General features: G+C 70.4%; 21 protein-coding genes and 1 pseudogene. 11 read left to right on the top strand and 11 right to left on the bottom strand.

Annotated elements, in window-relative coordinates:
- The first annotated feature begins 7 nt into the window (after nucleotides 1–7).
- Nucleotides 8–658 (top strand): GntR family transcriptional regulator, encoded by a 651-nt coding sequence (locus C1I97_RS06345; RefSeq protein ID WP_111002246.1) that lies wholly within the window; start codon nucleotides 8–10, stop codon nucleotides 656–658.
- Entirely contained in the window at nucleotides 655–1,971 is a 1,317-nt protein-coding gene (locus C1I97_RS06340) for an MFS transporter (protein ID WP_111002235.1), read from the top strand. The genes C1I97_RS06345 and C1I97_RS06340 overlap by 4 nt, the downstream gene beginning before the upstream one ends.
- Nucleotides 1,972–2,100: 129 nt before the next feature.
- Here the strand turns inward: C1I97_RS06340 and C1I97_RS06335 are convergent, their stop codons facing one another.
- A complete protein-coding gene (locus C1I97_RS06335; protein WP_111002234.1) occupies nucleotides 2,101–2,925 on the bottom strand; it encodes a maleylpyruvate isomerase family mycothiol-dependent enzyme in 825 nt (274 codons plus the stop codon).
- 181 nt (nucleotides 2,926–3,106) lie between these two features.
- On the opposite strand from C1I97_RS06335, the gene C1I97_RS06330 reads away from it, so the two are divergent.
- Nucleotides 3,107–3,901: a carbon-nitrogen family hydrolase gene (locus C1I97_RS06330; RefSeq protein ID WP_111002233.1), complete on the top strand. Its 795-nt coding sequence runs from the start codon at nucleotides 3,107–3,109 to the stop codon at nucleotides 3,899–3,901.
- A gap of 36 nt (nucleotides 3,902–3,937) precedes the next feature.
- Here the strand turns inward: C1I97_RS06330 and C1I97_RS06325 are convergent, their stop codons facing one another.
- The gene (locus C1I97_RS06325; protein ID WP_111002232.1) at nucleotides 3,938–4,432 is read right to left on the bottom strand and encodes an LURP-one-related/scramblase family protein; all 495 of its coding nucleotides are present in this window, start codon (nucleotides 4,430–4,432) and stop codon (nucleotides 3,938–3,940) included.
- 128 nt (nucleotides 4,433–4,560) lie between these two features.
- On the opposite strand from C1I97_RS06325, the gene C1I97_RS06320 reads away from it, so the two are divergent.
- Nucleotides 4,561–6,408 carry an NHL domain-containing thioredoxin family protein gene (locus C1I97_RS06320; RefSeq protein WP_111002231.1) on the top strand — a complete coding sequence of 616 codons (1,848 nt, stop codon included), beginning with the start codon at nucleotides 4,561–4,563 and terminating at the stop codon, nucleotides 6,406–6,408.
- 75 nt (nucleotides 6,409–6,483) lie between these two features.
- Here the strand turns inward: C1I97_RS06320 and C1I97_RS39695 are convergent, their stop codons facing one another.
- From C1I97_RS39695 to C1I97_RS06300, 5 genes are all read right to left on the bottom strand, one after another.
- Nucleotides 6,484–6,648 (bottom strand): hypothetical protein, encoded by a 165-nt coding sequence (locus C1I97_RS39695; protein ID WP_181446592.1) that lies wholly within the window; start codon nucleotides 6,646–6,648, stop codon nucleotides 6,484–6,486.
- 59 nt (nucleotides 6,649–6,707) lie between these two features.
- Nucleotides 6,708–7,778: a glycosyltransferase gene (locus C1I97_RS06315; RefSeq protein ID WP_111002245.1), complete on the bottom strand. Its 1,071-nt coding sequence runs from the start codon at nucleotides 7,776–7,778 to the stop codon at nucleotides 6,708–6,710.
- 221 nt (nucleotides 7,779–7,999) lie between these two features.
- Nucleotides 8,000–8,251: a DUF6458 family protein gene (locus tag C1I97_RS06310; protein WP_111002230.1), complete on the bottom strand. Its 252-nt coding sequence runs from the start codon at nucleotides 8,249–8,251 to the stop codon at nucleotides 8,000–8,002.
- 145 nt (nucleotides 8,252–8,396) lie between these two features.
- Entirely contained in the window at nucleotides 8,397–9,725 is a 1,329-nt protein-coding gene (locus tag C1I97_RS06305; protein WP_111002244.1) for a M18 family aminopeptidase, read from the bottom strand.
- A 92-nt stretch (nucleotides 9,726–9,817) separates the two neighbouring features.
- A complete protein-coding gene (locus tag C1I97_RS06300) occupies nucleotides 9,818–11,644 on the bottom strand; it encodes an acyl-CoA dehydrogenase (protein ID WP_111002243.1) in 1,827 nt (608 codons plus the stop codon).
- A gap of 160 nt (nucleotides 11,645–11,804) precedes the next feature.
- On the opposite strand from C1I97_RS06300, the gene C1I97_RS06295 reads away from it, so the two are divergent.
- The 6 genes from C1I97_RS06295 (at nucleotide 11,805) to C1I97_RS06270 (ending at nucleotide 16,714) form a co-directional block, all read left to right on the top strand.
- Complete coding sequence (locus C1I97_RS06295) at nucleotides 11,805–12,287, top strand: SseB family protein (protein WP_111002229.1); 483 nt, start codon at nucleotides 11,805–11,807, stop codon at nucleotides 12,285–12,287.
- A 127-nt stretch (nucleotides 12,288–12,414) separates the two neighbouring features.
- Nucleotides 12,415–13,386 (top strand): pirin family protein, encoded by a 972-nt coding sequence (locus tag C1I97_RS06290; protein ID WP_111002228.1) that lies wholly within the window; start codon nucleotides 12,415–12,417, stop codon nucleotides 13,384–13,386.
- Between the two features lie 316 nt (nucleotides 13,387–13,702).
- Complete coding sequence (locus tag C1I97_RS06285; protein ID WP_111002227.1) at nucleotides 13,703–14,680, top strand: magnesium transporter CorA family protein; 978 nt, start codon at nucleotides 13,703–13,705, stop codon at nucleotides 14,678–14,680.
- Between the two features lie 90 nt (nucleotides 14,681–14,770).
- A complete protein-coding gene (locus tag C1I97_RS06280) occupies nucleotides 14,771–15,409 on the top strand; it encodes a DUF5994 family protein (protein WP_181446591.1) in 639 nt (212 codons plus the stop codon).
- A gap of 7 nt (nucleotides 15,410–15,416) precedes the next feature.
- Nucleotides 15,417–15,944 carry a hypothetical protein gene (locus C1I97_RS42925; RefSeq protein ID WP_441349087.1) on the top strand — a complete coding sequence of 176 codons (528 nt, stop codon included), beginning with the start codon at nucleotides 15,417–15,419 and terminating at the stop codon, nucleotides 15,942–15,944.
- Between the two features lie 284 nt (nucleotides 15,945–16,228).
- Entirely contained in the window at nucleotides 16,229–16,714 is a 486-nt protein-coding gene (locus C1I97_RS06270; RefSeq protein WP_111002226.1) for a DUF5994 family protein, read from the top strand.
- Between the two features lie 38 nt (nucleotides 16,715–16,752).
- Here C1I97_RS06270 and C1I97_RS06265 read toward each other — a convergent pair whose 3' ends face one another.
- The 4 genes from C1I97_RS06265 to C1I97_RS06250 all read right to left on the bottom strand — a co-directional run bounded on the left by C1I97_RS06265 (nucleotide 16,753) and on the right by C1I97_RS06250 (nucleotide 20,063).
- Nucleotides 16,753–18,021 carry an ATP-binding protein gene (locus tag C1I97_RS06265; protein ID WP_111002225.1) on the bottom strand — a complete coding sequence of 423 codons (1,269 nt, stop codon included), beginning with the start codon at nucleotides 18,019–18,021 and terminating at the stop codon, nucleotides 16,753–16,755.
- Nucleotides 18,022–18,174: 153 nt separating this feature from the next.
- On the bottom strand, nucleotides 18,175–19,038 hold the full coding sequence (locus C1I97_RS06260) for a slipin family protein (RefSeq protein WP_111002224.1): 864 nt from the start codon (nucleotides 19,036–19,038) through the stop codon (nucleotides 18,175–18,177).
- A 157-nt stretch (nucleotides 19,039–19,195) separates the two neighbouring features.
- A complete protein-coding gene (locus C1I97_RS06255) occupies nucleotides 19,196–19,477 on the bottom strand; it encodes a hypothetical protein (RefSeq protein WP_111002223.1) in 282 nt (93 codons plus the stop codon).
- 10 nt (nucleotides 19,478–19,487) lie between these two features.
- Nucleotides 19,488–20,063 (bottom strand): DUF5994 family protein, encoded by a 576-nt coding sequence (locus C1I97_RS06250; RefSeq protein WP_309147778.1) that lies wholly within the window; start codon nucleotides 20,061–20,063, stop codon nucleotides 19,488–19,490.
- A 271-nt stretch (nucleotides 20,064–20,334) separates the two neighbouring features.
- Here C1I97_RS06250 and C1I97_RS06245 point away from each other — a divergent pair.
- Nucleotides 20,335–20,961, top strand: a pseudogene (locus C1I97_RS06245) (pirin family protein); the annotation flags it as partial.
- Nucleotides 20,962–21,273 lie beyond the last annotated feature (312 nt).

Below are 21,273 nucleotides of genomic sequence, written 5' to 3'. Positions count from 1 at the left end.
TGTGGGCATGAGTCTGGCCGTGAAGCAACCCCCCGCCGCCGACCGCGTCTACACCCACGTCAAGCAAGCCGTCCTGGACCGCCGCTACGAGGGCGGGACACTGCTGACCGAGGGAGAGCTGGCCGAGGCCGTCGGGGTCTCGCGCACGCCCGTGCGCGAGGCGCTGCTGCGGCTGGAGGCCGAGGGGCTCATCAAGCTCTACCCGAAGAAGGGAGCCCTCGTCCTGCCGGTCTCCGCGCAGGAGATCGCCGACGTCGTCGAGACCCGGCAGCTGGTCGAGGAGCACGCGGCCAGGAAGGCCGTACCCGCACCGCCCGGACTCATCGAGCGCCTCGAGGAACTGCTCGAGAAGCAGAAGCGGCAGGCCGCCGCCGGTGAGTTCGCCGAGGCCGCCGTCACCGACCGCTGCTTCCACGCCGAGATCGTCCGCAGCGGCAGAAACGAGATCCTGTCGCGGCTGTACGACCAACTGCGCGACCGGCAGCTGCGCATGGGCGTCGCCGTCATGCACTCCCACCCCGACCGGCTCGCCAAGACGCTCACCGAGCACCAGGAGATCCTGGACGCGCTGCGCTCCGGGGACGCCGAGGCGGCCGTCGCCGTCGTGCACCGGCACGTCAACTGGTTCTCCCACCTGGCGCGGGGTGAGGTCCGGTGAGCTCTCCGTCGGGTTCCGCCGCTCCCGCCTTCCCGCCCGGTGATCCGCCCGGCGGCCGGCGTGCCCTCGCCGTCTGGGGCATCGGCGTCGCCGTCTACTTCGTCGCCGTCATCTTCCGTACGTCCCTGGGCGTCGCCGGCCTCGACGCCGCCGACCGCTTCCACGTGGGCGCCTCGGCGCTGTCGACGTTCTCGATCCTGCAGCTCCTCGTCTACGCGGGCATGCAGATACCCGTGGGCCTGCTCGTCGACCGGCTCGGCACCAAGAAGGTGCTGGCCATCGGCGCCGTACTCTTCACGGCCGGCCAGCTCGGCTTCGCCCTCTCGCCGTCGTACGGCACCGCGCTCGCCGCCCGCGCGCTGCTGGGCTGCGGCGACGCCATGACCTTCATCAGCGTGCTGCGGCTGGGCACCCGGTGGTTCCCCGCCCGGCGCGGGCCGATGATCGGCCAGCTCGCCGCGCTGGCCGGGATGGCCGGCAACCTGGTGTCCACGCTGGTGCTGGCCCGGCTGCTGCACGGGGTGGGCTGGACGGCCGCCTTCGCGGGCAGCGCGCTGGCCGGAGTGGTGGTGCTGGTGCTGCTGCTCCTGTTCCTCAAGGACCACCCCGAGGGCCACGAGCCGGAGCCGCTGCCGCACCAGGGCGCCGCCTACGTACGCCGGCAGATCGCCGCGTCCTGGCGGGAACCGGGGACACGGCTGGGGATGTGGGTGCACTTCACCACGCAGTTCCCGGCGATGGTGTTCCTGCTGCTGTGGGGGATGCCGTTCCTGGTCGAGGCGCAGGGGCTCACCCGGGCGACCGCCGGGGAGCTGCTCACGCTCGTCGTGCTGTCCAACATGGCCGTCGGCCTGGTGTACGGGCAGATCGTCGCCCGGCACCACACGGCGCGGCTGCCGCTGGCGCTCGGCACGGTCGCGGCGACCGCGCTCATGTGGGCGGTGACGCTGGCGTATCCCGGCGGGCGGGCGCCGATGTGGCTGCTGGTGGTGCTGTGCGTGGTGCTCGGGGCGTGCGGGCCGGCCTCGATGATCGGGTTCGACTTCGCGCGGCCGGCGAATCCGCCGGAGCGGCAGGGGACCGCCTCCGGCATCACCAACATGGGAGGTTTCGTCGCCTCCATGACGACCTTGTTCGCGATCGGTGTGCTGTTGGACGGGACGGGGGACGACTACACGGTCGCCTTCTCCGCCGTGTTCGTCCTCCAGGCGCTCGGGGTGAGTCAGATCCTGCGGCTGCGGAGGCGGGTTGCCCGGCGGGAGCGGGAGCGACTGGTGGCCAGCAGGGTGGAGACGGTGCACGTTCCTGTGTAGGGCACCCGGTGCCGGTGCCGGTGCGGGCGTGCTGGGGCCGGTGCGGGCGCCGGTGCGGGCGTGCTGGGGCCGGGGGCTGCCGCCCCCAGGCCCCGCTGCCGGCCCGGCGGCCTCGTTGTCGGACTCCCCTTACTGCGTCACCACGAAATGACGCAGGATCGCCGCTGCCAGGTCCTGGTCGCCCTCCGTCTTCACCCGGTCCGACACCGCCTCCGGGGTCACGCGGCCGCAGGCCATGCGGACGTAGGTCTCCCAGTCGAGGGTGAGGGTCGCGGCCGGGCCGAGGGCGGGGGCCGTTTCCAGGGTGCCGCGGCCCTGGATGTCGACGCGGATGGTGCGCAGGAACTCCACCGGGCCGTGGACGTCGAAGACGACCGCCGAGCTGCGCGGGGCATCCGCCTTGGCCGCGACCACGTCCGGGAGGGCGGCCAGCAGGTAGTCCCGGGTGACGTGGGCGCCGGGGGAGTCGAGGTTGCCGGGGTGGCCGAGGGCCGCGCGCAGGTCCTGCTCGTGCACCCAGATGTCGAAGGCGCGGTAGCGCATGGCCTCCTCGAGGGTGATCTCCGCACCGAGCGGGCCGCGCACCTTGGTGCCGGGATCACGGGACTCGTTCCGCAGCTGGCGGTTGCGGCGGATGATCGTGTACTCCAGCTCGGAGGTCATCTCCGGCGCCGTGTGGTGGCGGCGGACGTCGACCTGCATCTCCATGTAGCGCTGGTGCTCGTTGGTGACGTGGAACAGGTCGCGCGGGAGCGTGTGGATGGGGCGCGGGTCGCCGAGTGCCTCGCAGTCCAGGCCGATGACGTGCGAGACCAGGTCGCGGACGGACCAGCCGGGACACGGGGTCCGCCGGTTCCACTCGCCCTCCACAAGGGGCTGCACCAGCTCGGATATCGCCTCGACGGAGTGGGCCCAGGCATCGGCGTAGGGCTGGAGGGTGGGATGCAGACTCACGGAACGGGACCCCTCGGCGGTTGGTACACGGGCAGGTTGTCTCGGCATTGCCAGCGGGAGGTGGCTGCGATCGGCGGGCGTCTTGAGGTGCTAAGTTACGCTGCTCCGAGGCACCCCGGCAGTGCTTTCGTGTGACGATCGTAGGCCCCCGGGGAAACTCGAATGCCAGGACGGTGGTAGTGTGCGCGCCTCGCTGATCCAGATTGCCGTGAACGAGGGCGAATCGGTCGAATCGCGGCGGCGGCGAGCGGCCGCGCTGGTCCGTGAGCAGGCCGGTGCCGACCTCGTCGTACTGCCGGAGCTGTGGACCACCGGGGCCTTCGCCTTCGAGGAGTTCGGGCGCGAGGCCGAGCCGCTGGAGGGCCCCACGTACGAGGCCATGGCGAAGGCGGCGAGCGACGCGGGCGTATGGCTGCACGCGGGTTCGATTCCCGAACGTGATCCTGAGGGTCCCCTCTACAACACCTCTCTCGTCTTCACCCCCTCCGGAGACCTGGCCGCCGCCTACCGCAAGATCCACCGCTTCGGCTTCGACAAGGGCGAGGCCGTGCTGATGGGTGCGGGCCAGGATCTGGTGACGGTGCGTCTGCCGGACACGACCCTCGGCCTGGCGACCTGTTACGACCTCCGTTTCCCCGAACTCTTCCGCGGGCTCGTCGACGCCGGGGCCCAGACCCTGGTGGTTCCGGCGGGCTGGCCCGAGCGCCGGCGTGCGCACTGGACGCTGCTGGCCCGGGCGCGGGCGGTGGAGGACCAGGCGTTCGTGCTCGCCTGTGGAACGGCCGGGACGCACGCCGGGGTTCCCCAGGCGGGTCACTCGATCGTGGTCGATCCCTGGGGCGAGGTCCTGGCCGAGGCGGGCCACGACGAGGAGGTCCTGACGGTCGACTTCGACCCGGCGAAGGTCGCGGCCACCCGCGAGCAGTTCCCGGCCCTGAAGGACCGGGTCCTGGGTCTGGAACCGCCCCGCCGCTGAGCGCCCGCCGCGCTGGGCGCCCGCCGCGCCGGGCGGCTACCGCTCCTCCCGCTCCTTCTCCGCCATGTGGATCACGCACACCGCCACGGCGATCAGCAGCGCCGGGTCGGCGTCGTCCCGCACGATGTCCACGCCGTACGTGTCGACGACGCGCAGCCACCGCCGGGAGATCACCGCCAGCAGTTCGCCGTCGTACTCGACGGCGAACTCCCGGTCGAGGATCTTGCCGCTGACGTCGAGCTCGGTGCCGTCCACCAGGGACACCCGGTAGTGGTTGCGCAGCAGCGACAGCCACTTGCGCCGGATCTTCGCCAGGACCTCACCGTCCCGCTCGATCACCATCGTGTCCCGCAGGGCGAGCATCTTCTGATGGATGTCGATCAGTACCCGGCCCTGGGCGTCCTTCAGCTCGAAGGTGTCCCGCAGCCGCATCGCCTTCCCGTCGACCAGGAAGACCTTGCCGCCGTGCTCGTCCTCGATCCAGTAGTCCTCACCGATGCCGAAAATCCGGTCCCGCACGAGAAATCTCATGCCTCACCGCTTCCCCGGCACCGGCCCGGGAACGCCGCCGGTGGGCCGATGGGCCGAGCGCCGTCCCCCGCCCGGCACGGGTGAGGCCGGGCGAACGGGGACGGCGGACGGATGGCACCCTTGGTGCCATGAGCGACTCCGCACCCCACCGTGCCCGCGTACGCGCCCCCGAGCTGATCGGCAAGGGCGGCTGGCTGAACACGGGCGGTAAGCAGTACACCCTCGCCGACCTGCGAGGACGCGTCGTCATTCTGGATTTTTGGACCTTCTGCTGTGTGAACTGCCTGCATGTCCTCGACGAGTTGCGGGAGCTGGAGGAGAAGCACCGGGACACGGTGGTGATCGTCGGAGTGCACTCGCCGAAGTTCGTGCACGAGGCCGACCACCAGGCGGTCGTGGACGCCGTGGAGCGGTACGGCGTCGAGCATCCGGTGCTCGACGACCCGGAGCTCGCCACCTGGAAGCAGTACGCGGTGCGTGCCTGGCCGACGCTCGTCGTCATCGACCCGGAGGGGTACGTCGTCGCGCAGCACGCCGGTGAGGGGCACGCGCACGCGATCGAGCGGCTGGTGGAGGAGCTGGAGGCCGAGCACGGGGCGAAGGGGACGCTGCGGCGCGGCGACGGGCCGTACGTGCCGCCGGAGCCGGAGCCGACCACGCTTCGCTTCCCGGGCAAGGCGCTGCTGCTGCCCAGCGGGAACTTCCTGGTCAGCGACACCACCCGGCACCAGCTGGTGGAGCTGGCGGAGGACGGTGAGACCGTGGTGCGGCGGATCGGCGCGGGAGAGCGCGGGTTCGCCGACGGAGAAGCCGGGTCCGCGACCTTCAGCGAGCCGCAGGGGCTCGCGCTGCTCGACGACGGTTCGGTCGTCGTCGCCGACACGGTCAACCACACGCTGCGCCGCCTCGACCTCGCCACCGGTGAGGTGACCACCCTGGCCGGTACCGGACACCAGTGGATGCAGGGCGAGGCCACGTCCGGTCCCGCCCGTGACGTGAAACTCTCCTCGCCCTGGGACGTCGCCTGGTGGAACGGCAGGGTGTGGATCGCCATGGCCGGCGTGCACCAGCTGTGGGCGTACGACCCCGCTGGGGGTACCGCCCAGGCGTTCAGCGCTGGGGGAGGGACCGTCTCCGTCACCGCCGGGACCACCAACGAGGGGCTCGTCGACGGGCCGGGCGGGGACGCCTGGTTCGCGCAGCCCTCCGGGCTCGCGGCCACGCCCGAACGGCTGTGGCTCGCCGACTCCGAGACGTCCGCACTGCGCTGGGTGGACCTGGACGGCCACGTCCACACGGCCGTCGGCACCGGCCTGTTCGACTTCGGGCACCGGGACGGAGCCGCCGGACAGGCCCTGTTCCAGCACCCGTTGGGCGTGACCGCCCTCCCCGACGGCTCGGTCGCCGTCAGCGACACCTACAATCACGCCCTGCGCCGCTACGACCCGGCGACCGGCGAGGTCACCACGCTCGCCACCGACCTGCGCGAGCCCAGCGACGCGGTGCTCGTCGGCGAGGACATCGTGGTCGTGGAGTCGGCCCGGCACCGGCTGACCCGGCTGCGCCTGCCGGAGGAGGCGGTACGGGTGGAGGCGGTCGCCCACCGGACCCAGCGCGCCGCCACCGAGGTCGCCCCCGGGCGGCTGCGGCTGGACGTCGTCTTCCAGGCCCCGGCGGGCCAGAAGCTGGACACGCGCTACGGCCCGTCCACCCGGCTCCTGGTCTCGTCCACCCCGCCCGAGCTGCTGCTCGACGGAGAGGGCGCGGGAACGGACCTGTCCCGCACCCTGGACCTCAACCCCGCCGTTCCGGAGGGCGTCCTGCACGTCTCCGCGATGGCGGCCTCGTGCGACGACGACCCCGCGAACGAGTACCCCGCCTGCCATGTGCACCAGCAGGACTGGGGCGTCCCGGTCCGGGTGACCGAGGGCGGCGCGGAACGGCTGCCGCTGGTCCTGGCGGGCATGGACGCCTGACCGGGCGGGGACACCTGACCGGGCGGGGACGGCAGCAGCCGTTCCCGCCCGGTGTACGGCCGCCGGAGCCGGGCGTCAGCGGCGGCGCGGGCGCGGGGCCAGCTTGAACAGGGCCACTCCGGCGGCCACCAGTGTCGTGGCCGCGACCATCATGGCCATGCTGTTCATCCAGATGCCGGTGGCCGCCAGGGTGGCGCCCCCGGCGCCCGTGGTGCCGGCGCCGATGACTCGTCCGTACATGGTCGTTCTCCTTGCTGTGGTGCGGTGGGTGCGGTGGGTGCGCGGGATGTGAGGGGTGGTCAGGTGGACACCCACTTCTCCTCGCTGCGGCGCAGCAGGCCCCACAGCGAGCAGAAGTAGACGGCGTGCTGGAACAGGTCGTAGAGCATCTCCGGGATCATCAGCAGCGCCACGAGCATGGGCAGGGGTCCGGCGCGGCGCACGGAGACGACCTTTTCCACCACGAAGATCAGGCCGATCGAGGTCCAGAACGGCGACAGGCCGGGCAGGCCGTACAGGGACGTGAAGGTGATCATGAAGGTCAGGTAGACGAGGAAGGACAGCGCGCCGAAGCCCATGAGGAACTGCTGCAGGAAGTACCGGGCGGTGACGCGGGTCCAGCCGTAGTCGCGGAGGTTCTCCAGGGCGCCGCGCTGCCAGCGCAGCCGCTGGTGCCACAGTTTGGGCAGGGTCGGCATGACCTCGGTGGTGACCGCGCAGCCGGCCGGTGACATGGCGCGGTAGCCGAGGGTCTTGACCGCCTTGGTCATCTCGTCGTCCTCGGTGAGGGAGGCGAGGCTGTAGTAGCCGGTGCCGCCGCCGATCACCCCGGCGCGGCGGGCCGCCCGCACCTCGCGCAGCACGCGGGCGCGGAACATGGTGCCGGTGCCGGTGAGCACCTGGGCCCTGCCTCCGGTGCGCTCCAGCTCCCAGGCGTAGCGGTGGAACTCCATGCGCTGCAGCAGGCCGAGCAGTCCGCCGCCCTCCTCGCCGTAGAAGACTCCGCCGACGGCGCCGACCCTACGGTTGAAGGTGGCCAGGGCGGTCTCGGCGAACCACGGGTTGAGCACGGTGTCGGCGTCCTGCACCAGCAGCAGGTCCCGGTCGTCGAGGTGGGGCAGCACCCAGGCGATGGCCTGGTTGAGGGCGCCCGCCTTCTTGTGCGTGTTGCCCTGGGTGTGGAAGACCTGCGCGCCGTGCGCGAGGGCGATCCGGGCGGTGTCGTCGGTGCAGTTGTCGGCGACGACGACGATCAGGTCCGGCCGCCGGGTCTGCCGCCACAGGCCCTCGATCGCGGCGGCGATGCGGTCCTGCTCGTTGTGGGCGGGGATCAGGACCGCCAGCCGGGGCCTCTCGGCCGGTTCCTCCACGCCGGCGTGCGCGCGGCGGGCGGCGTGGCGGCCCCTGGTGCCCGGTCCCGGCTGCACCGAGGCGGCGGAGGTGCCGCCCGGTGCGGCGAAGTCGAGCACGGGCGGCCCCCCCCGTCGTGATGTGTACAGCGCCCGACTCTCCCCTCCGGGCTCAGCTGCACAAAGTCTTCACGATGTCCACACAATGCGACAAGTCGGCGTGCGTAACGGATTGCTCACGGTCAGAGGCCGTACCCGTCGCTGTAGCCGTCCCGCGTGTGGGGGTGGCGGTCCTCCTCGACGACCGCTGTCGTGGGGGGCACCATGACGCGGCGCCGCCGGTAGATGCTGCTGAAGGTGGTCACGCCGATGAGGCCGACGATCATCAGGATGACGCCGACCAGGTGCAGGTTGACGCCCTGCATGTGCCAGTCGGTCGCGAACGTGAGGATGGCTCCCACGGCGATGAGGATGATGCATCCGCCGAGGCCCATGAGTGTCGCCTCCTTGGTCCGGTGTCGGTCCGGTGTCGGGTCCGGTGGTTCCGGCCTGTTCCGGTTCCTTCCGGTCAACTCCGGTTACCCCCATGTCGGGTGACCATGCGGAGGCGGCCCCTCATGGGCCGGGCGCTCGGCCTCCTCAGCCCTCCAGGAAGGCCACCAGGGCGTTCGCCAGGAGGAACGGGTCGTTCGCGGCGCACAGTTCGCGGGCGCTGTGCATGGAGAGGATCGCCACGCCGATGTCGACGGTGCGGATGCCGTGCCGGGCCGCGGTGATGGGACCGATGGTCGTGCCGCACGGCATGGAGTTGTTGGAGACGAAGGACTGGAAGGGGACGTCGGCCTTCTCGCAGGCCGCCGCCCAGACCGCGCGGCCCGAACCGTCCGTGGCGTAGCGGTTGTTGACGTTGACCTTGAGGATGGGGCCGCCGCCCGCGCGCGGGTGGTGGGTCGGGTCGTGCCGCTCGGCGTAGTTGGGGTGGACGGCGTGTCCCGTGTCGGAGGAGACGCAGACCGCGCCGGCGAAGGCGCGCGCCCGGTCCTCGTAGGACCCTCCGCGGGCGAACACCGAGCGTTCCAGCACCGTTCCGAGCAGCGGGCCGTCCGCGCCGGTGTCCGACTGGGAGCCGTTCTCCTCGTGGTCGAAGGCGGCCAGCACCGGGATGTACGGCAGGTCCGCCGCCCCGGGGCCGGTCGCCACTGCCGCCAGCGCCGCCGTACCGGCGTGCACCGAGAGCAGGTTGTCCATGCGGGGGCCGGCCATCAGCTCGCGGTCGCGGCCCAGGTAGGCGGGCGGTTCCACGGAGTGGGTCATCAGGTCCCAGCCGGCCACCTCGCCCGCCGGGAGCCCGGCCTCCTGCTCCAGGAAGGCGATCAGGTCGCCGTCGCGGACGTCGTCGCCCAGGCCCCACACCGGCTGCAGGTGGCGCTGCTTGTCGAGCTTGAGGCCGTCCGTGGAGACCGCGCGGTCCAGGTGGATCGCCAGCTGGGGAACGCGCAGCAGCGGGCGGTCGACGTTCACCAGGTGACTCGAGCCGTCCCGGAGCGTGAGCCGGCCCGCCAGGCCCAGGTCGCGGTCGAGCCAGGAGTTCATCAGCGGGCCGCCGTAGATCTCCACGGCGATCTGGCGCCAGCCGTGCGCCCCGGTGTCGGGCAGCGGCTTGACCCGCAGGTTCGGGGAGTCGGTGTGTGCGCCGATGATGCGGAACGGGGTGTGCGGCGCGGCGCCCTCGGGGACGTACCAGGCCACGATCGCCCCGCCGCGCAGTACGTACTTTCCGCCGCTGCCCGCGGCGGAGGCCTCTGATGTCCCCGTGTCCCAGGCATCCGTCTCGGCGACCCGGCGGAAGCCGGCCTTCTCCAGCCGCTCGGCCGCGTTCTCCGCGGCGTGGTACGGCGACGGGCTCGCCGCCAGGAAGGACATCAGGTCGTCGGTGTGGCCGCGGTCGAAGCGCTGGCTTGTACTCATGGTGTTCACCATAACGACGCCACGAGGGTCCGCTCCCGTCGACGGGAGCGGACCCTCGTGGGGCACTGCGGCTGCCGGGGACCGGCCGGGGACTAGAAGGCGGCCTCGTCGAGCTCCATCAGGTCCAGGTCCACGTTCTGGGAGACCTTGCGGGCCAGGGTGACGCCCGGCAGGACGTTGGCCGCGAAGAACTTCGCCGCCGCGATCTTGCCCTGGTAGAACGCCTTGTCCCTGCTCGACGCCGTCGGAAGCTTCTCGGCGGCGACGGCCGCGCCCTTGAGCAGCAGGTAGCCGACGACCACGTCACCGGAGGCGAGCAGCAGGCGGGTGGTGTTGAGCCCCACCTTGTAGATGTTCTTGACGTCCTGCTCGGTGGCCGCGAGGTCGGTCAGCATCAGGCCGACGACGGCCTCCAGCTCGACGGCCGCCTTGGCGAGGTGCTCGCGGGCGCCGGCCAGCTCCTCGCCGCCGGTGCCGAGCGCCAGGAACTTCTTGATGTCCTCGGCGAGCGAGTTCAGCGCGGCGCCCTGGTTGCGGACGATCTTCCGGAAGAAGAAGTCCTGGCCCTGGATCGCCGTGGTGCCCTCGTACAGGGTGTCGATCTTGGCGTCGCGGATGTACTGCTCGATCGGGTACTCCTGCAGGAAGCCGGAGCCGCCGAAGGTCTGCAGGGACTGGGCGAGCTGCTCGTAGCCCTTCTCGGAGCCGTAACCCTTGACGATGGGCAGGAGCAGGTCGTTGAGCGCGTGCTCGGTGGAGGCGTCCTCGCCGCCCGCCTCCTTCACCGCGATGGCGTCCTGGACGGAGGCGGTGTACAGGACGAGGGCGCGCATGCCCTCGGCGTACGCCTTCTGCGTCATCAGCGAGCGGCGCACGTCGGGGTGGTGGGTGATGGTGACCTTGGGCGCGCTCTTGTCCATGAAGTTCGCCAGGTCGGGGCCCTGGACGCGCTCCTTGGCGTACTCCAGAGCGTTGAGGTAGCCGGTCGACAGCGTGGAGATCGCCTTCGTGCCGACCATCATGCGGGCGAACTCGATGATGCGGAACATCTGGCGGATGCCGTCGTGCTTGTCGCCGATCAGCCAGCCCTTGGCGGGGTGGCGGTCGCCGAAGGTCATCTCGCAGGTGTTGGAGGCCTTCAGGCCCATCTTGTGCTCGACGTTGGTGGCGTAGACGCCGTTGCGCTCGCCCAGCTCGCCGGTCTCCCAGTCGAACAGGTACTTGGGGACCAGGAAGAGGGACAGGCCCTTGGTGCCGGGGCCGGCGCCCTCGGGGCGGGCGAGGACGTAGTGGAGGATGTTCTCCTCCATGTCGTGCTCACCGGAGGTGATGAAGCGCTTCACGCCCTCGATGTGCCAGGAGCCGTCCTCCTGCTGGACCGCCTTGGTGCGGCCGGCGCCCACGTCGGAGCCCGCGTCGGGCTCGGTGAGCACCATGGTGGAGCCCCAGGTCTTCTCGACCGCGATCTTCGCGAGCCTCTTCTGCTCCTCGGTGCCCTCCTCGAAGAGGATGCGGGCGAACGCCGGGCCGGAGGAGTACATCCACACGGCCGGGTTGGCGCCGAGGACCAGCTCCGCGTACGCCCAGATGAGGGACGGCGGAGCGGTGGTGCCGCCGATCTCCTCGGGCAGGCCGAGCCGCCAGTACTCGGAGTCCATGAAGGCCTTGTAGCTCTTCTTGAAGCTCTCCGGCACCGGCGCGGTGTTCGTCTCGGGGTCGAACACCGGCGGGTTGCGGTCGGCGTCCGCGAAGGACTCCGCCAGCTCGTTCTCGGAGAGGCGGGCCAGCTCCTCCAGGATGCTCTTGGCGGTCTCGGTGTCCATCTCCTCGAACGGGCCGGTGCCGTACAGCTCGTCACGTCCGAGGACTTCGAACAGGTTGAACTCGATGTCGCGGAGATTCGGCTTGTAGTGCCCCATGGCCACGGCTCCCGTCGATGACTCGGCGAGGCACTGACTCCTCGCAACTGGTTCACGTACTGACTAGTAGATCCGATGATGCTACCCGTCGGTAATAAGAAGCAACCCCGATTCGGACTACTGTGACCCAGTCCTCGTCAAGGTCAGTACGCTTTGGGGCATGTACGGATACGGCCAGCCGATGGACAACGGGGCAGCACAGCAGGGATACGTCCCCCCGCAGCAGCAGATGCCCGGCGGCGTCGGCGGGTACGGTCAGCAGGCGCCGCTCTACCCCGAGCCGTCGCCTCCCTCGCTCGCGGACGCGGTGCGCGCCTTCACCACGGGGCAGCTCGCCGCGGAGGACTTCCAGCAGATCTTCGCGACCTCCAAGGTGTACTGCCCGCGCGGGGACAACCCCGGGTTCCTCGCGCTGCACAACACCCAGCAGCCGGTGATCCCGATGTTCACCTCGCTCAAGGAGCTGCGGCGGTACGCCGGCAAGGAGTCCAAGTACTTCGTGATCACCGGTGCCGAGGTGATCGACCTGCTGCCCACCGGCTACGGCTTCGTGCTGGACATGGAGGGCGAGCACCGGATCGTGTTCGACGCCAAGGCGGTCGAGCAGATGGTGGAGTTCGCGATGCGCCGGATGTACGGCTGAGCCGCGACGGAGACGGCCGGTGTGCCCGGTGTGCGGAGCCCGGAGGGAATGCCCCCCGGGCTCCTTCTGTTGGGTCTGGTAGAAAGTTCAACGCTCAACTAATGTGAGCGCACAAGGAGGAACCGACATGCCTGCAGTGACCGTCGAGAACCCGCTGACGCTGCCCCGTGTGGCCGCGCCGGCCGGTGCCGTGGCACGTCCCGTGCTCGCCGTCACGACCGCGCCGAGCGGCTTCGAGGGCGAGGGCTTCCCGGTGCGCCGGGCGTTCGCCGGGATCAACTACCGCCATCTCGACCCGTTCATCATGATGGATCAGATGGGTGAGGTGGAGTATCAGCCTGGGGAGCCGAAGGGGACCCCGTGGCATCCGCACCGGGGCTTCGAGACCGTCACGTACATCATCGATGGGATCTTCGACCACCAGGACAGCCAGGGTGGCGGTGGCACCATCACCAACGGCGACACCCAGTGGATGACGGCTGGCTCGGGCCTGCTGCACATTGAGGCTCCGCCGGAGTCGCTGGTCGTGTCCGGCGGTCTCTTCCACGGGCTCCAGCTGTGGGTGAACCTCCCGGCGAAGGACAAGATGATGGCGCCGCGCTACCAGGACATCCGCGGCGGCAACGTCCAGCTGCTGACCACGCCCGACGGCGGCGCGCTGTTGCGCGTGATCGCCGGTGAGCTGGATGGGCATGCCGGTCCCGGCATCACGCACACGCCGATCACGATGATCCACGCGACGGTGGCGCCGGGTGCGGAGGTGACGCTGCCGTGGCGGGAGGACTTCAACGGCCTGGCGTATGTCCTCGCCGGGCGTGGCTCGGTCGGTGCGGAACGGCGTCCGATCCACCTGGGGCAGACGGCCGTGTTCGGTGCGGGTTCTTCGCTGACCGTCCGCGCAGAGGAGAAGCAGGACTCCCACACGCCGGACCTGGAGGTCGTCCTTCTCGGCGGACAGCCGATGCGTGAGCCCATGGCGCACTACGGCCCGTTCGTCATGAACACCAGGGAAGAGCTCCAGCAGGCGTTCGAGGACTTCCAGAAGGGCCGCCTGGGGACCATCCCGGCCGTGCATGGGATGTCTGAGGGCGGAATATAGGGCTCGCCAGGACCATATGCGGACGAGTCCGGTCCGGATCCCTCGCGTACGAGGGATCCGGACCGGCCGTCTTCTGGTCTCCTAGTAATGGGCCGGTTGGTAATGGGGTGCGACGGTCCCGATCGGGTGCCCTGCGGACTGTGTGCCGACTGCTGTCCCGTTTGGGGAACCGTTGGGGCGCCGTATCGTCTCGTTGCGATACCGGCCGGAAAGCATGTGTGCGGATGTGCTGACCGTCCGGTGATGTCGGGAGCCTGCCGCGCTGGCAATTAGGGCGAAGCGGCATGATCGGGGCGCGAAAGACTAGCCTCGGGCCATGGTGACGCGCACCCGGCTGTATCACGACGGCACTCTCGTCCTGGAGGACTTTCCCGTCAGTGACGTCTCTGGGCATCTCGCCGATCCGGCGTCGGTGGTGTGGCTGGACCTGTACCGGCCCGGGTCAGCCGAATTCACCATGCTGGGCGAAGAGTTCGGCATCCATGAACTGGCTTTGGAGGATGCCGCACAGCGTGGGCAGCGGCCGAAACTCGACCGCTATCGCACTCACGAGTTCCTCAGCGCCTATGCCGTGACCGTCAGCCCGGACGCTGCGGAACTGACGTACAGCGAGATCGCCGTGTTCCTCACCAGCCAGGCCGTGATCACCGTCCGCAAGGACGACGGTTTCGACATGGAGGACGTCGTCGCCCGCTGGCACGAGAGCCCGGACCTGGCCGGCCATGGCGTCGGATTCCTGCTGCACGGTCTGCTCGACCATCTCGTGGACGGCCACTTCGCCGCGGTCCAGCAGCTGGACGACAGTATCGAGGAGCTGGAGGGTCTGCTCTTCGCGGCCGGGCGCCGTGAGATCGAAGCCGTGCAACGCCGGGCTTTCGCGCTCCGCAAATCGCTCGTCCAGTTGCGCCGCGTCGTGCTCCCGATGCGGGAGGTGGTCAATACCCTCATGCGCCCCGGCCTGCACGTGATCACCGACCCTCTCGTCCCCTATTACCAGGACGTCTACGACCACGTGCTGCGTGCCACCGAATGGACGGAATCACTGCGGGACCTGGTGGCCTCGGTCATGGAGACGAACCTCTCGGTCCAGGCCAACAGCATGAACCTGATCATGAAGAAGGTGACGAGCTGGGCCGCGATCATCGCCGTACCCACCGCGATCACCGGATACTACGGCCAGAACCTCCCCTATCCCGGTTTCGGCCGCGAGTCCGGATTCATCACCTCCGCAGCCGTCATCGTGGTCCTGTCCGCCGTGCTGTATTTGACGTTCAAGGGCAAGGACTGGCTCTGACAAGGTGCGCCTCCGGCACCCGGGATCAGGTCCCGAAGGCTGGAAAATGCCAGGTCATCCACGGCCTCTTGGGTCAACGGGCGGAGTAGTGTGGAGGCACCGGGAGTTCTTCGCGCACCGGCTCCGCTGCGGGTGCCGTTTCCGGCGATCGACGACGCCGGGCCGCTTACGAGCCCGGGGCAGGTTCGCGCCATGTCCGTGACCATCGACCGTACGACATCGAGCAGGCGCGTGCCGTCGCTGCCGGCTCGCCTGTCCCTGACGCCCGCGCCGGGCGGGCTGGACGGCATGTGGTGGCCTCGCTCCCGTGCCCTCACCCGTGAGCTGCCACCCTTGACAGTCGCCCTGGGTGATCTCTGGGGCCGCATCACAGGTATCGCAGTGAACCCTGCCCACTGGCCCGTCATCCCGTGTCGGGTGTCCGTCGCCGGGCGCACGGTGCACGTGGGCTGGTCCACCGAGGAGCAGGATCCGCACAGACTGACCTTCTTCTCCGCCGATGGCCGCCGGGACGTGCTGGTGATTCCGCCGGAAACCGGTGCGGATGCCGCCGCGCAGCTGATGGCGGGCGACGGCATCGATGCCCCGGCCCGGGAGGAAGCAGCAGACAGGATCGACGCCCGGATCGCGGAAGAAGCGTGGGAGACCGACGGCGGAGCAGGTCGGCCGTCGTCCCTGCCCCGGCCCACCGGCTCGACAGGGCCTTCGCCCACCGATCGGCGGAGGTGAGAGAACCGTGATTCTCATCGCCGCGGCCGCGCTGCTCCTTCTGATCGCCGTCGGAGTCGTTCTGATCCACCAGCTCAACGCTCAGCACGACGAACGGATCGCTGCCTTCCACTACAGCGATGTTCTGCCGGGGATCGGGCGTCGGCCCCGGAGGCACCGTCGGTCGGCGGTGGACGCGAGCGTTCCGACGCGCCCCACCGCGACGGCGACCGCGGATGACATCGACTTCGGCCCGACCGTGGGCAGTAGAGGAAGGCGCGTGATGGCGATATTGCGAGACCGGAAGACGTACCGCGAGAGGATCATGCAGGCTCTGTACCAAGCCGCCGAGGGCAATCGCCTCCTGGGCGTCGATGGGGCGAAGCTCCGCACCGACCTCGGTATCCCTGAGCAGGACATGGCCGCTGCCTGTATGTACCTGGCGGGCGAAGGCCGGGTCGTCGTGGACTGGGGGAGGGGCAACTCGCCCGCGATGATCACGCTGACGCACCAGGGGATCCGGCAGATGGAGACGGAAGAGGAAGGGCGTGGCTGAGCCGCCGCGTCGGCTTCTCGGACCGAAGTGAACCTTCGCAAGGATCGTTCCTGTCGGATTAATCCCCTTGGTGTAGCGTGGAAAGCGGGTCGGCGCACTCTCACGTGCAATGACCCGGAAGGGCGGCTCCGGCGGGTATACGCCGGAGCCGTTGCCTGTTTCCGTAACCGCGCCGTGCGGCGAGGCGCTCGCGCGAGCGTCGTGCGGAGTACCGTGAGGGAGCAGGGTCGTATCGCGGTCGCACGCTCTGCGGTCGCACCGCTCTCTGCGGACGGGCGGACATCATGGCCGACTCAGACACCCCCGGCCTCCCCAGGCTCCTGCCGGACGCCGTCCACCGGTCGGTGAAACCCGGGACGGCCCTGCTGCGGCTGGAGACGACACACGCACGCGAGGGAATCCTGGACGGCGCGTGGTGGCCGCGGTCCCGGGACATCGGTGCCGAGCTTCCCTCGCTGATCTCCGCGTTGACCGAGCATCTCGGGCCTGTCACCCGGGTCGGTCTGGACGGGAGCGCCTGGGACGGACTGCCGACCCGGGTGGTGGTCGACGGCCGAGTCGTCCACATCGATTCCTTCCCGGTCGGTGACGACACCGTCCTCATCACCCGGGGCGAGCGGGACCTCTTCTCTCTGTTGCTGGTCCCTCCGGACACGTCGCCCGACGCGGCACGCGCCGCGATGGCCCGGGCCGTACGGGCCGACAACATCACCGAGGCCAGACAGATCCTCATCGATACGGGCGGCGCCACGCCACCTACGTCGGCCTGACACGTCCGTCGCGGATCGACTCCCCGTCGGTCCGGACGCTAGATGCGGGCGAACTTCTCCGTCTGCTGGGCGAATTCCTGGGCCATGGCGGCGCTGACCGTGGGCTTGGTGTCGCGGATCGTGTCCAGATAGTCATCCGTGATGGGGGTGGTCCGGGTTCCGGTGTCGAAGGCGCGCTCGAACTGGGCCTGGGAGACGGTTCGCGCCGCGTGGGCGATGTCGGCGGGGGTGAACCCCTCGCTGGCGGACGCGAGTACCGCGCTGTCGGCCCGCGCGCCCGCTCGGGCCAGGTAGCTCTCCCACAGCGCGGTCCTGGCGGTGTGGTCGGGAGGGCCGATCGGCAGTACGTAGTCGAAGCGGCCGTGCCGCAGGAACGCGGAGTCGAGCGTGGTCACGTTGTTCGTGGCACAGACGAGCAGCCGCCCGTCCTGGCTACGGAACCGGACGATCGCCTTGAGCAGTTCGTTGACGACGCCGACAGCGGTGGCGTCCGCGCCGCCGCGTTCGCCGGCGATCTCCTCGACCTCGTCGATGAAGACGAGGACGTGGTCGAGCCGGGCGATCTCGTCGAAGCGCCGGTTCAGCCCGGTCGCCAGGCCGTACTCGGCGGCCAGACGGGCGGGGAACAGTTCGAGGAAGGGCCATCCCAGGCGGCTGGCGATCGCGTGCGCGAACGTGCTCTTGCCGGTCCCGGGCGGGCCGAACAGCATCACCGCCCGCGGCAGTTCCACTCCGTGCTGTGCGGCCAGTTCCGGATGGGCCAGCGGCAGGACCAGGCGCCGCTCGATGAGCCGCTTCTCCCGTTGCATGCCCGCGACCTTCTGCCACAGTCCCCCCGGCGGCAGCTCCGCTCCGAGCGAGGACAGCGTGCCGGCCGACTGCGGGGTCACCGGCCCGCGCTTCTCGAAGAAGACCAGCCCGGGGCGGGCGCCGAAGTCGCAGTTGCGCAGAGCGGTGGCACCGGTCTCGCCCTCGGGCAGGGCGGCGTGTACCGCCCGGACGCCGACGGCGAAGAGACGTTGCTCAAGGGCGGTGATCAGGGCACTGCCCAGCCCGCGCTGCCGCCAGCCGGGCGCCATGCAGATGCGCAGGATCCATGCCCGTTCGCCCTCCACCCTGCTCACCGCGGCGCCGATCAGCACGTCGTCGGCCGTGGCCACCACAGCCGGGTGGCGGGCCTGGAGGGACGTCACGGCGTCCGAGAGCGGGAAGAGCGGCGGCTCCTCGGTCGTACTGCTCTCCATGTCGACTCGGATCAGCGCTTCGAGATCGTCCTGGGCGTAGTCCCTGACCCGCCAACCCGTCATGATCAGCTCCGCGTGTTCGGCCGTACTCCCATCATCAGCCGATGCACGCAGGACGCGCGCGACAGGCATCGGCCACGAGGCCGTCCCAGTGGCACGGATCGCTCGCCCGCACCACCACCGCGGTACGCGGTGATGATGCTGGCCGTAGTCGGGTCACGCTGCGGGGCCGGGCGCGTTGCCGGCCGGGCTGAGGGACTTGTCGGTGCGGCGGGTGCCGGCCCGTGGCGCCGCCGCGGCGGGTGCAGCGGCTGCGGTTTCCCGGGCGAGGAAGGAGCCGAGCTCGCCGATCGTGCTCATGAGGGGGGCCGGGAAGACGACGGTGGTGTTCTGGTCGACACCGATCTCCACCAGGCTCTGCAGATTGCGCAGTTGAAGCGCCAGCGGGTGGGCCATCATGGTGTCCGAGGCGTCACCGAGCGCGGCTGCGGCCAGCGACTCGCCCTCCGCGTTGATGATCTTCGCCCGCTTCTCCCGCTCGGCCTCGGCCTGGCGGGCCATGGCCCGCTTCATGGTCTCGGGCAGCTGGATGTCCTTGAGCTCGACCAGCGTGACCTGCACACCCCAGTCGACGGTGGTGACGTCGAGGATCTGGCGGATGTCCAGGTTGATACGGTCCGTCTCCGACAGCGTCTCGTCGAGCGTGTGCCGGCCGACGACCTTCCGTAGGGTGGTCTGCGCGATCTGATTGATCGCCGCGTTGACGTTCTCCACGGCGACCACCGACTTCACGGCGTCGACGACCCGGAAGTAGGCGACCGCCGACACGTCGACGCTCACGTTGTCCCGGGTGATGATGCCCTGGGACTGGATCGGCATGGTGACCACCCGCAGCGACACCCGGTGCAGGACGTCGGCGAACGGGATGATGAACCGCAGCCCCGGGGAGCGTGTTCCGACGAGTCGGCCGAAGCGGAACAGCACTCCCTTCTCGTACTGCTTGACGATCCTCACGGACAGGGCGAGGGTCAGGACGGCCAGGAGGCCGATCACGACGATGAGAACGATCAGGGCTTGCATGTGCTGCTCCTCGGGACGAGGCCCATGGCCACGTGGTGCGGGGACCCGCCGGTCGAGATCCCTGCACGTGGCTGCGTCGTTCGTAAGGCGGGGCCGAAACCCGTCGATACGGGCCCGCGCCGGCAGTCGGTGCGCGGAGGCCGGGAACGTCGCCTCGTCATTTGTGGTGAGTGGTGCGGTCGCGGCGGCGGCGCGCTGGGAAGCGGCCGCGGCCCCCGTCGCGGTGGTCACGTCGTTCGCCGACGGTCGGCGACGTGGACAGTGCCGGTCCCGCAGGAGGTTGTGCCGCGTCGGTTCCGCGGCGCGGGCCGCCGGGCAGCGCGCGACTGTACCGGTGCACGGCGATTCTCTCCGCGTGCTCGATGTTGAGCCGGTGGATCACGAATGCCGCCGCTGCGATGAGGACCAGGAAGGCGGCGGTCGTCAGGAAGGTGTTCATGACGGCTGTCTCACATGCCGATGATCAGGCGGCTGACGCCACCGGCCTGTGCGGGAACGGCCGCGGAGGTCGAGGAGGCGCCGCCCTCGTACTCCCATGCCTCGTCCCGATCGAGTGGCCGGTCGGCCGCGGATACGGCGTGCCGGGCCTCGTCCGCGGTGATGAGCGCGGTCGCGGTCAGCGGCGGGCCGTCGTGGTCGGACGCGGCCGCCATCAGGCGGGCCGCCGACTCCGCCCCGGTCCCGGGTGGGATGACCAGCAGATCCCAGCGGCCGGTGCCGTAGGAGAGCAGCAGCAGCTTGTGCGGGTCGATCTCCGGGGTGAACCAACCGGCCTTGACGACATGACCGTCCACGGGAATGTCGTGCGGGATGACCGGCCAGTACTTCGGGTTGACGGCGATGCGGGTGATGCGGCCCCACAGGGGGTCCAGCACATCGGTCAGTGCGGGCAGCTCGCTCAGCAGGTCCCGGGAGCGGGGCCACCAGGCACCGTCCAGGAGGCCGCGGGGCGGACCGTCGCTCTTCAGCGCGAGACGCACGGCCGGGGCTGCGACGGGCTCGTGGTGTGGCAGGGGTTGGTGCAAGGTCGCCGACATGATGCGGACCCGTCTCCGGGCCGCCTTCGCGGCGACCCGGGATTCATCTCTCGCCGAGAACGACCCCGGCGTGGAAGCCGGTGTGCGAAATGCCCTCGGTGTTGTCCACGGTACTCCGCACAGGCCGGGGCGGCTGTGGAGACGACGCCGCATGCGGCGAAGCGGCTGTCGATACCGGTGGGGCCGGCTGAAGGCGCCAGGGGTGTGTCGTATGCCGGTTGCCAGACCGGTCTCACGCCCGACGGCGCGCATGCCCTGGTCCGGCAGCGGTCTGCTGCACATCGAGGCGCCGCCGGAGCAGCTGGTCATGTCCGGCGGTCTCTTCCACGGCCTGCAGCTGTGGGTGAACCTGCCGGCGAAGGACAAGATGATGGCCCCGCGCTACCAGGACATCCGCGGTGGTCAGGTGCAGCTCCTGACCTCCCCGGACGGCGGCGCGCTGCTGCGGGTCATCGCCGGTGAGCTGGACGGTCACGAGGGCCCCGGCATCACGCACACGCCGATCACGATGATCCACGCGACGCTCGCCCCGGGCGCCGAGATCACGCTCCCCTGGCGGGAGGACTTCAACGGCCTGGCGTACGTCCTGGCCGGCCGCGGCACGGTCGGCGCCGAGCGGCGCCCGGTCCACCTGGGCCAGACCGCGGTCTTCGGCACCGGCGGCTCGCTGACCGTCCGCGCGGACGAGAAGCAGGACTCCCACACGCCGGACCTGGAGGTCGCCCTGCTCGGCGGGCAGCCGATCCGTGAGCCGATGGCGCACTACGGCCCCTTCGTCATGAACACCCGCGAAGAGCTCATGCAGGCCTTCGAGGACTTCCAGAAGGGCCGCCTGGGGACCGTCCCGGCCGTCCACGGCATGACGGAGAAGGGCCCGCGGGACTGACGGCCGAGGGCCGCGTCCGCTGCGAGGGCCGCGTCCGCTGCGAGGGCTCGCCCACCGCCCGGCACGAACCCCCGGTGGGGGCTCGTGCCGGGCGGCCCGCCGCCGGTCCGGGGTCCGGGCGGGCGGTGTGCCGTGCCGCCAGTGCGGGTTCGACGTCCGGCGGCCGGAAGGGCCGCGCTTCTCACCGGGCCACGCCCCCCTGGGCCGGGCCCGTCCCGGCCGGGACGGAGAAACCGACCGGCGCCGTAGGGACGGCGAGGGCGGCCGGTGGGCCGGGGCCGTTCGGGCCGAAGCGCTGAAGCGTCGAAGCGG

Source organism: Streptomyces sp. NTH33 (genome assembly GCF_003236365.1).
In the GTDB taxonomy this organism is placed as follows: domain Bacteria; phylum Actinomycetota; class Actinomycetes; order Streptomycetales; family Streptomycetaceae; genus Streptomyces.
This window is presented reverse-complemented; position numbering and strand designations above follow the sequence as displayed.

Bases quoted from the DNA above. Each gene is read 5' to 3' on its own strand.
- C1I97_RS06325 (WP_111002232.1), bottom strand. From the start codon at position 4,432: ATGAGATTTCTCGTGCGGGACCGGATTTTCGGCATCGGTGAGGACTAC.
- C1I97_RS06320 (WP_111002231.1), top strand. From the start codon at position 4,561: ATGAGCGACTCCGCACCCCACCGTGCCCGCGTACGCGCCCCCGAGCTG.
- C1I97_RS06270 (WP_111002226.1), top strand. From the start codon at position 16,229: ATGGCCGACTCAGACACCCCCGGCCTCCCCAGGCTCCTGCCGGACGCC.
- C1I97_RS06305 (WP_111002244.1), bottom strand. From the start codon at position 9,725: ATGAGTACAAGCCAGCGCTTCGACCGCGGCCACACCGACGACCTGATG.
- C1I97_RS06295 (WP_111002229.1), top strand. From the start codon at position 11,805: ATGTACGGATACGGCCAGCCGATGGACAACGGGGCAGCACAGCAGGGA.
- C1I97_RS39695 (WP_181446592.1), bottom strand. From the start codon at position 6,648: ATGTACGGACGAGTCATCGGCGCCGGCACCACGGGCGCCGGGGGCGCC.
- C1I97_RS06255 (WP_111002223.1), bottom strand. From the start codon at position 19,477: ATGAACACCTTCCTGACGACCGCCGCCTTCCTGGTCCTCATCGCAGCG.
- C1I97_RS06260 (WP_111002224.1), bottom strand. From the start codon at position 19,038: ATGCAAGCCCTGATCGTTCTCATCGTCGTGATCGGCCTCCTGGCCGTC.
- C1I97_RS06310 (WP_111002230.1), bottom strand. From the start codon at position 8,251: ATGGGCCTCGGCGGATGCATCATCCTCATCGCCGTGGGAGCCATCCTC.
- C1I97_RS06300 (WP_111002243.1), bottom strand. From the start codon at position 11,644: ATGGGGCACTACAAGCCGAATCTCCGCGACATCGAGTTCAACCTGTTC.
- C1I97_RS06345 (WP_111002246.1), top strand. From the start codon at position 8: ATGAGTCTGGCCGTGAAGCAACCCCCCGCCGCCGACCGCGTCTACACC.
- C1I97_RS06290 (WP_111002228.1), top strand. From the start codon at position 12,415: ATGCCTGCAGTGACCGTCGAGAACCCGCTGACGCTGCCCCGTGTGGCC.
- C1I97_RS06285 (WP_111002227.1), top strand. From the start codon at position 13,703: ATGGTGACGCGCACCCGGCTGTATCACGACGGCACTCTCGTCCTGGAG.
- C1I97_RS06265 (WP_111002225.1), bottom strand. From the start codon at position 18,021: ATGACGGGTTGGCGGGTCAGGGACTACGCCCAGGACGATCTCGAAGCG.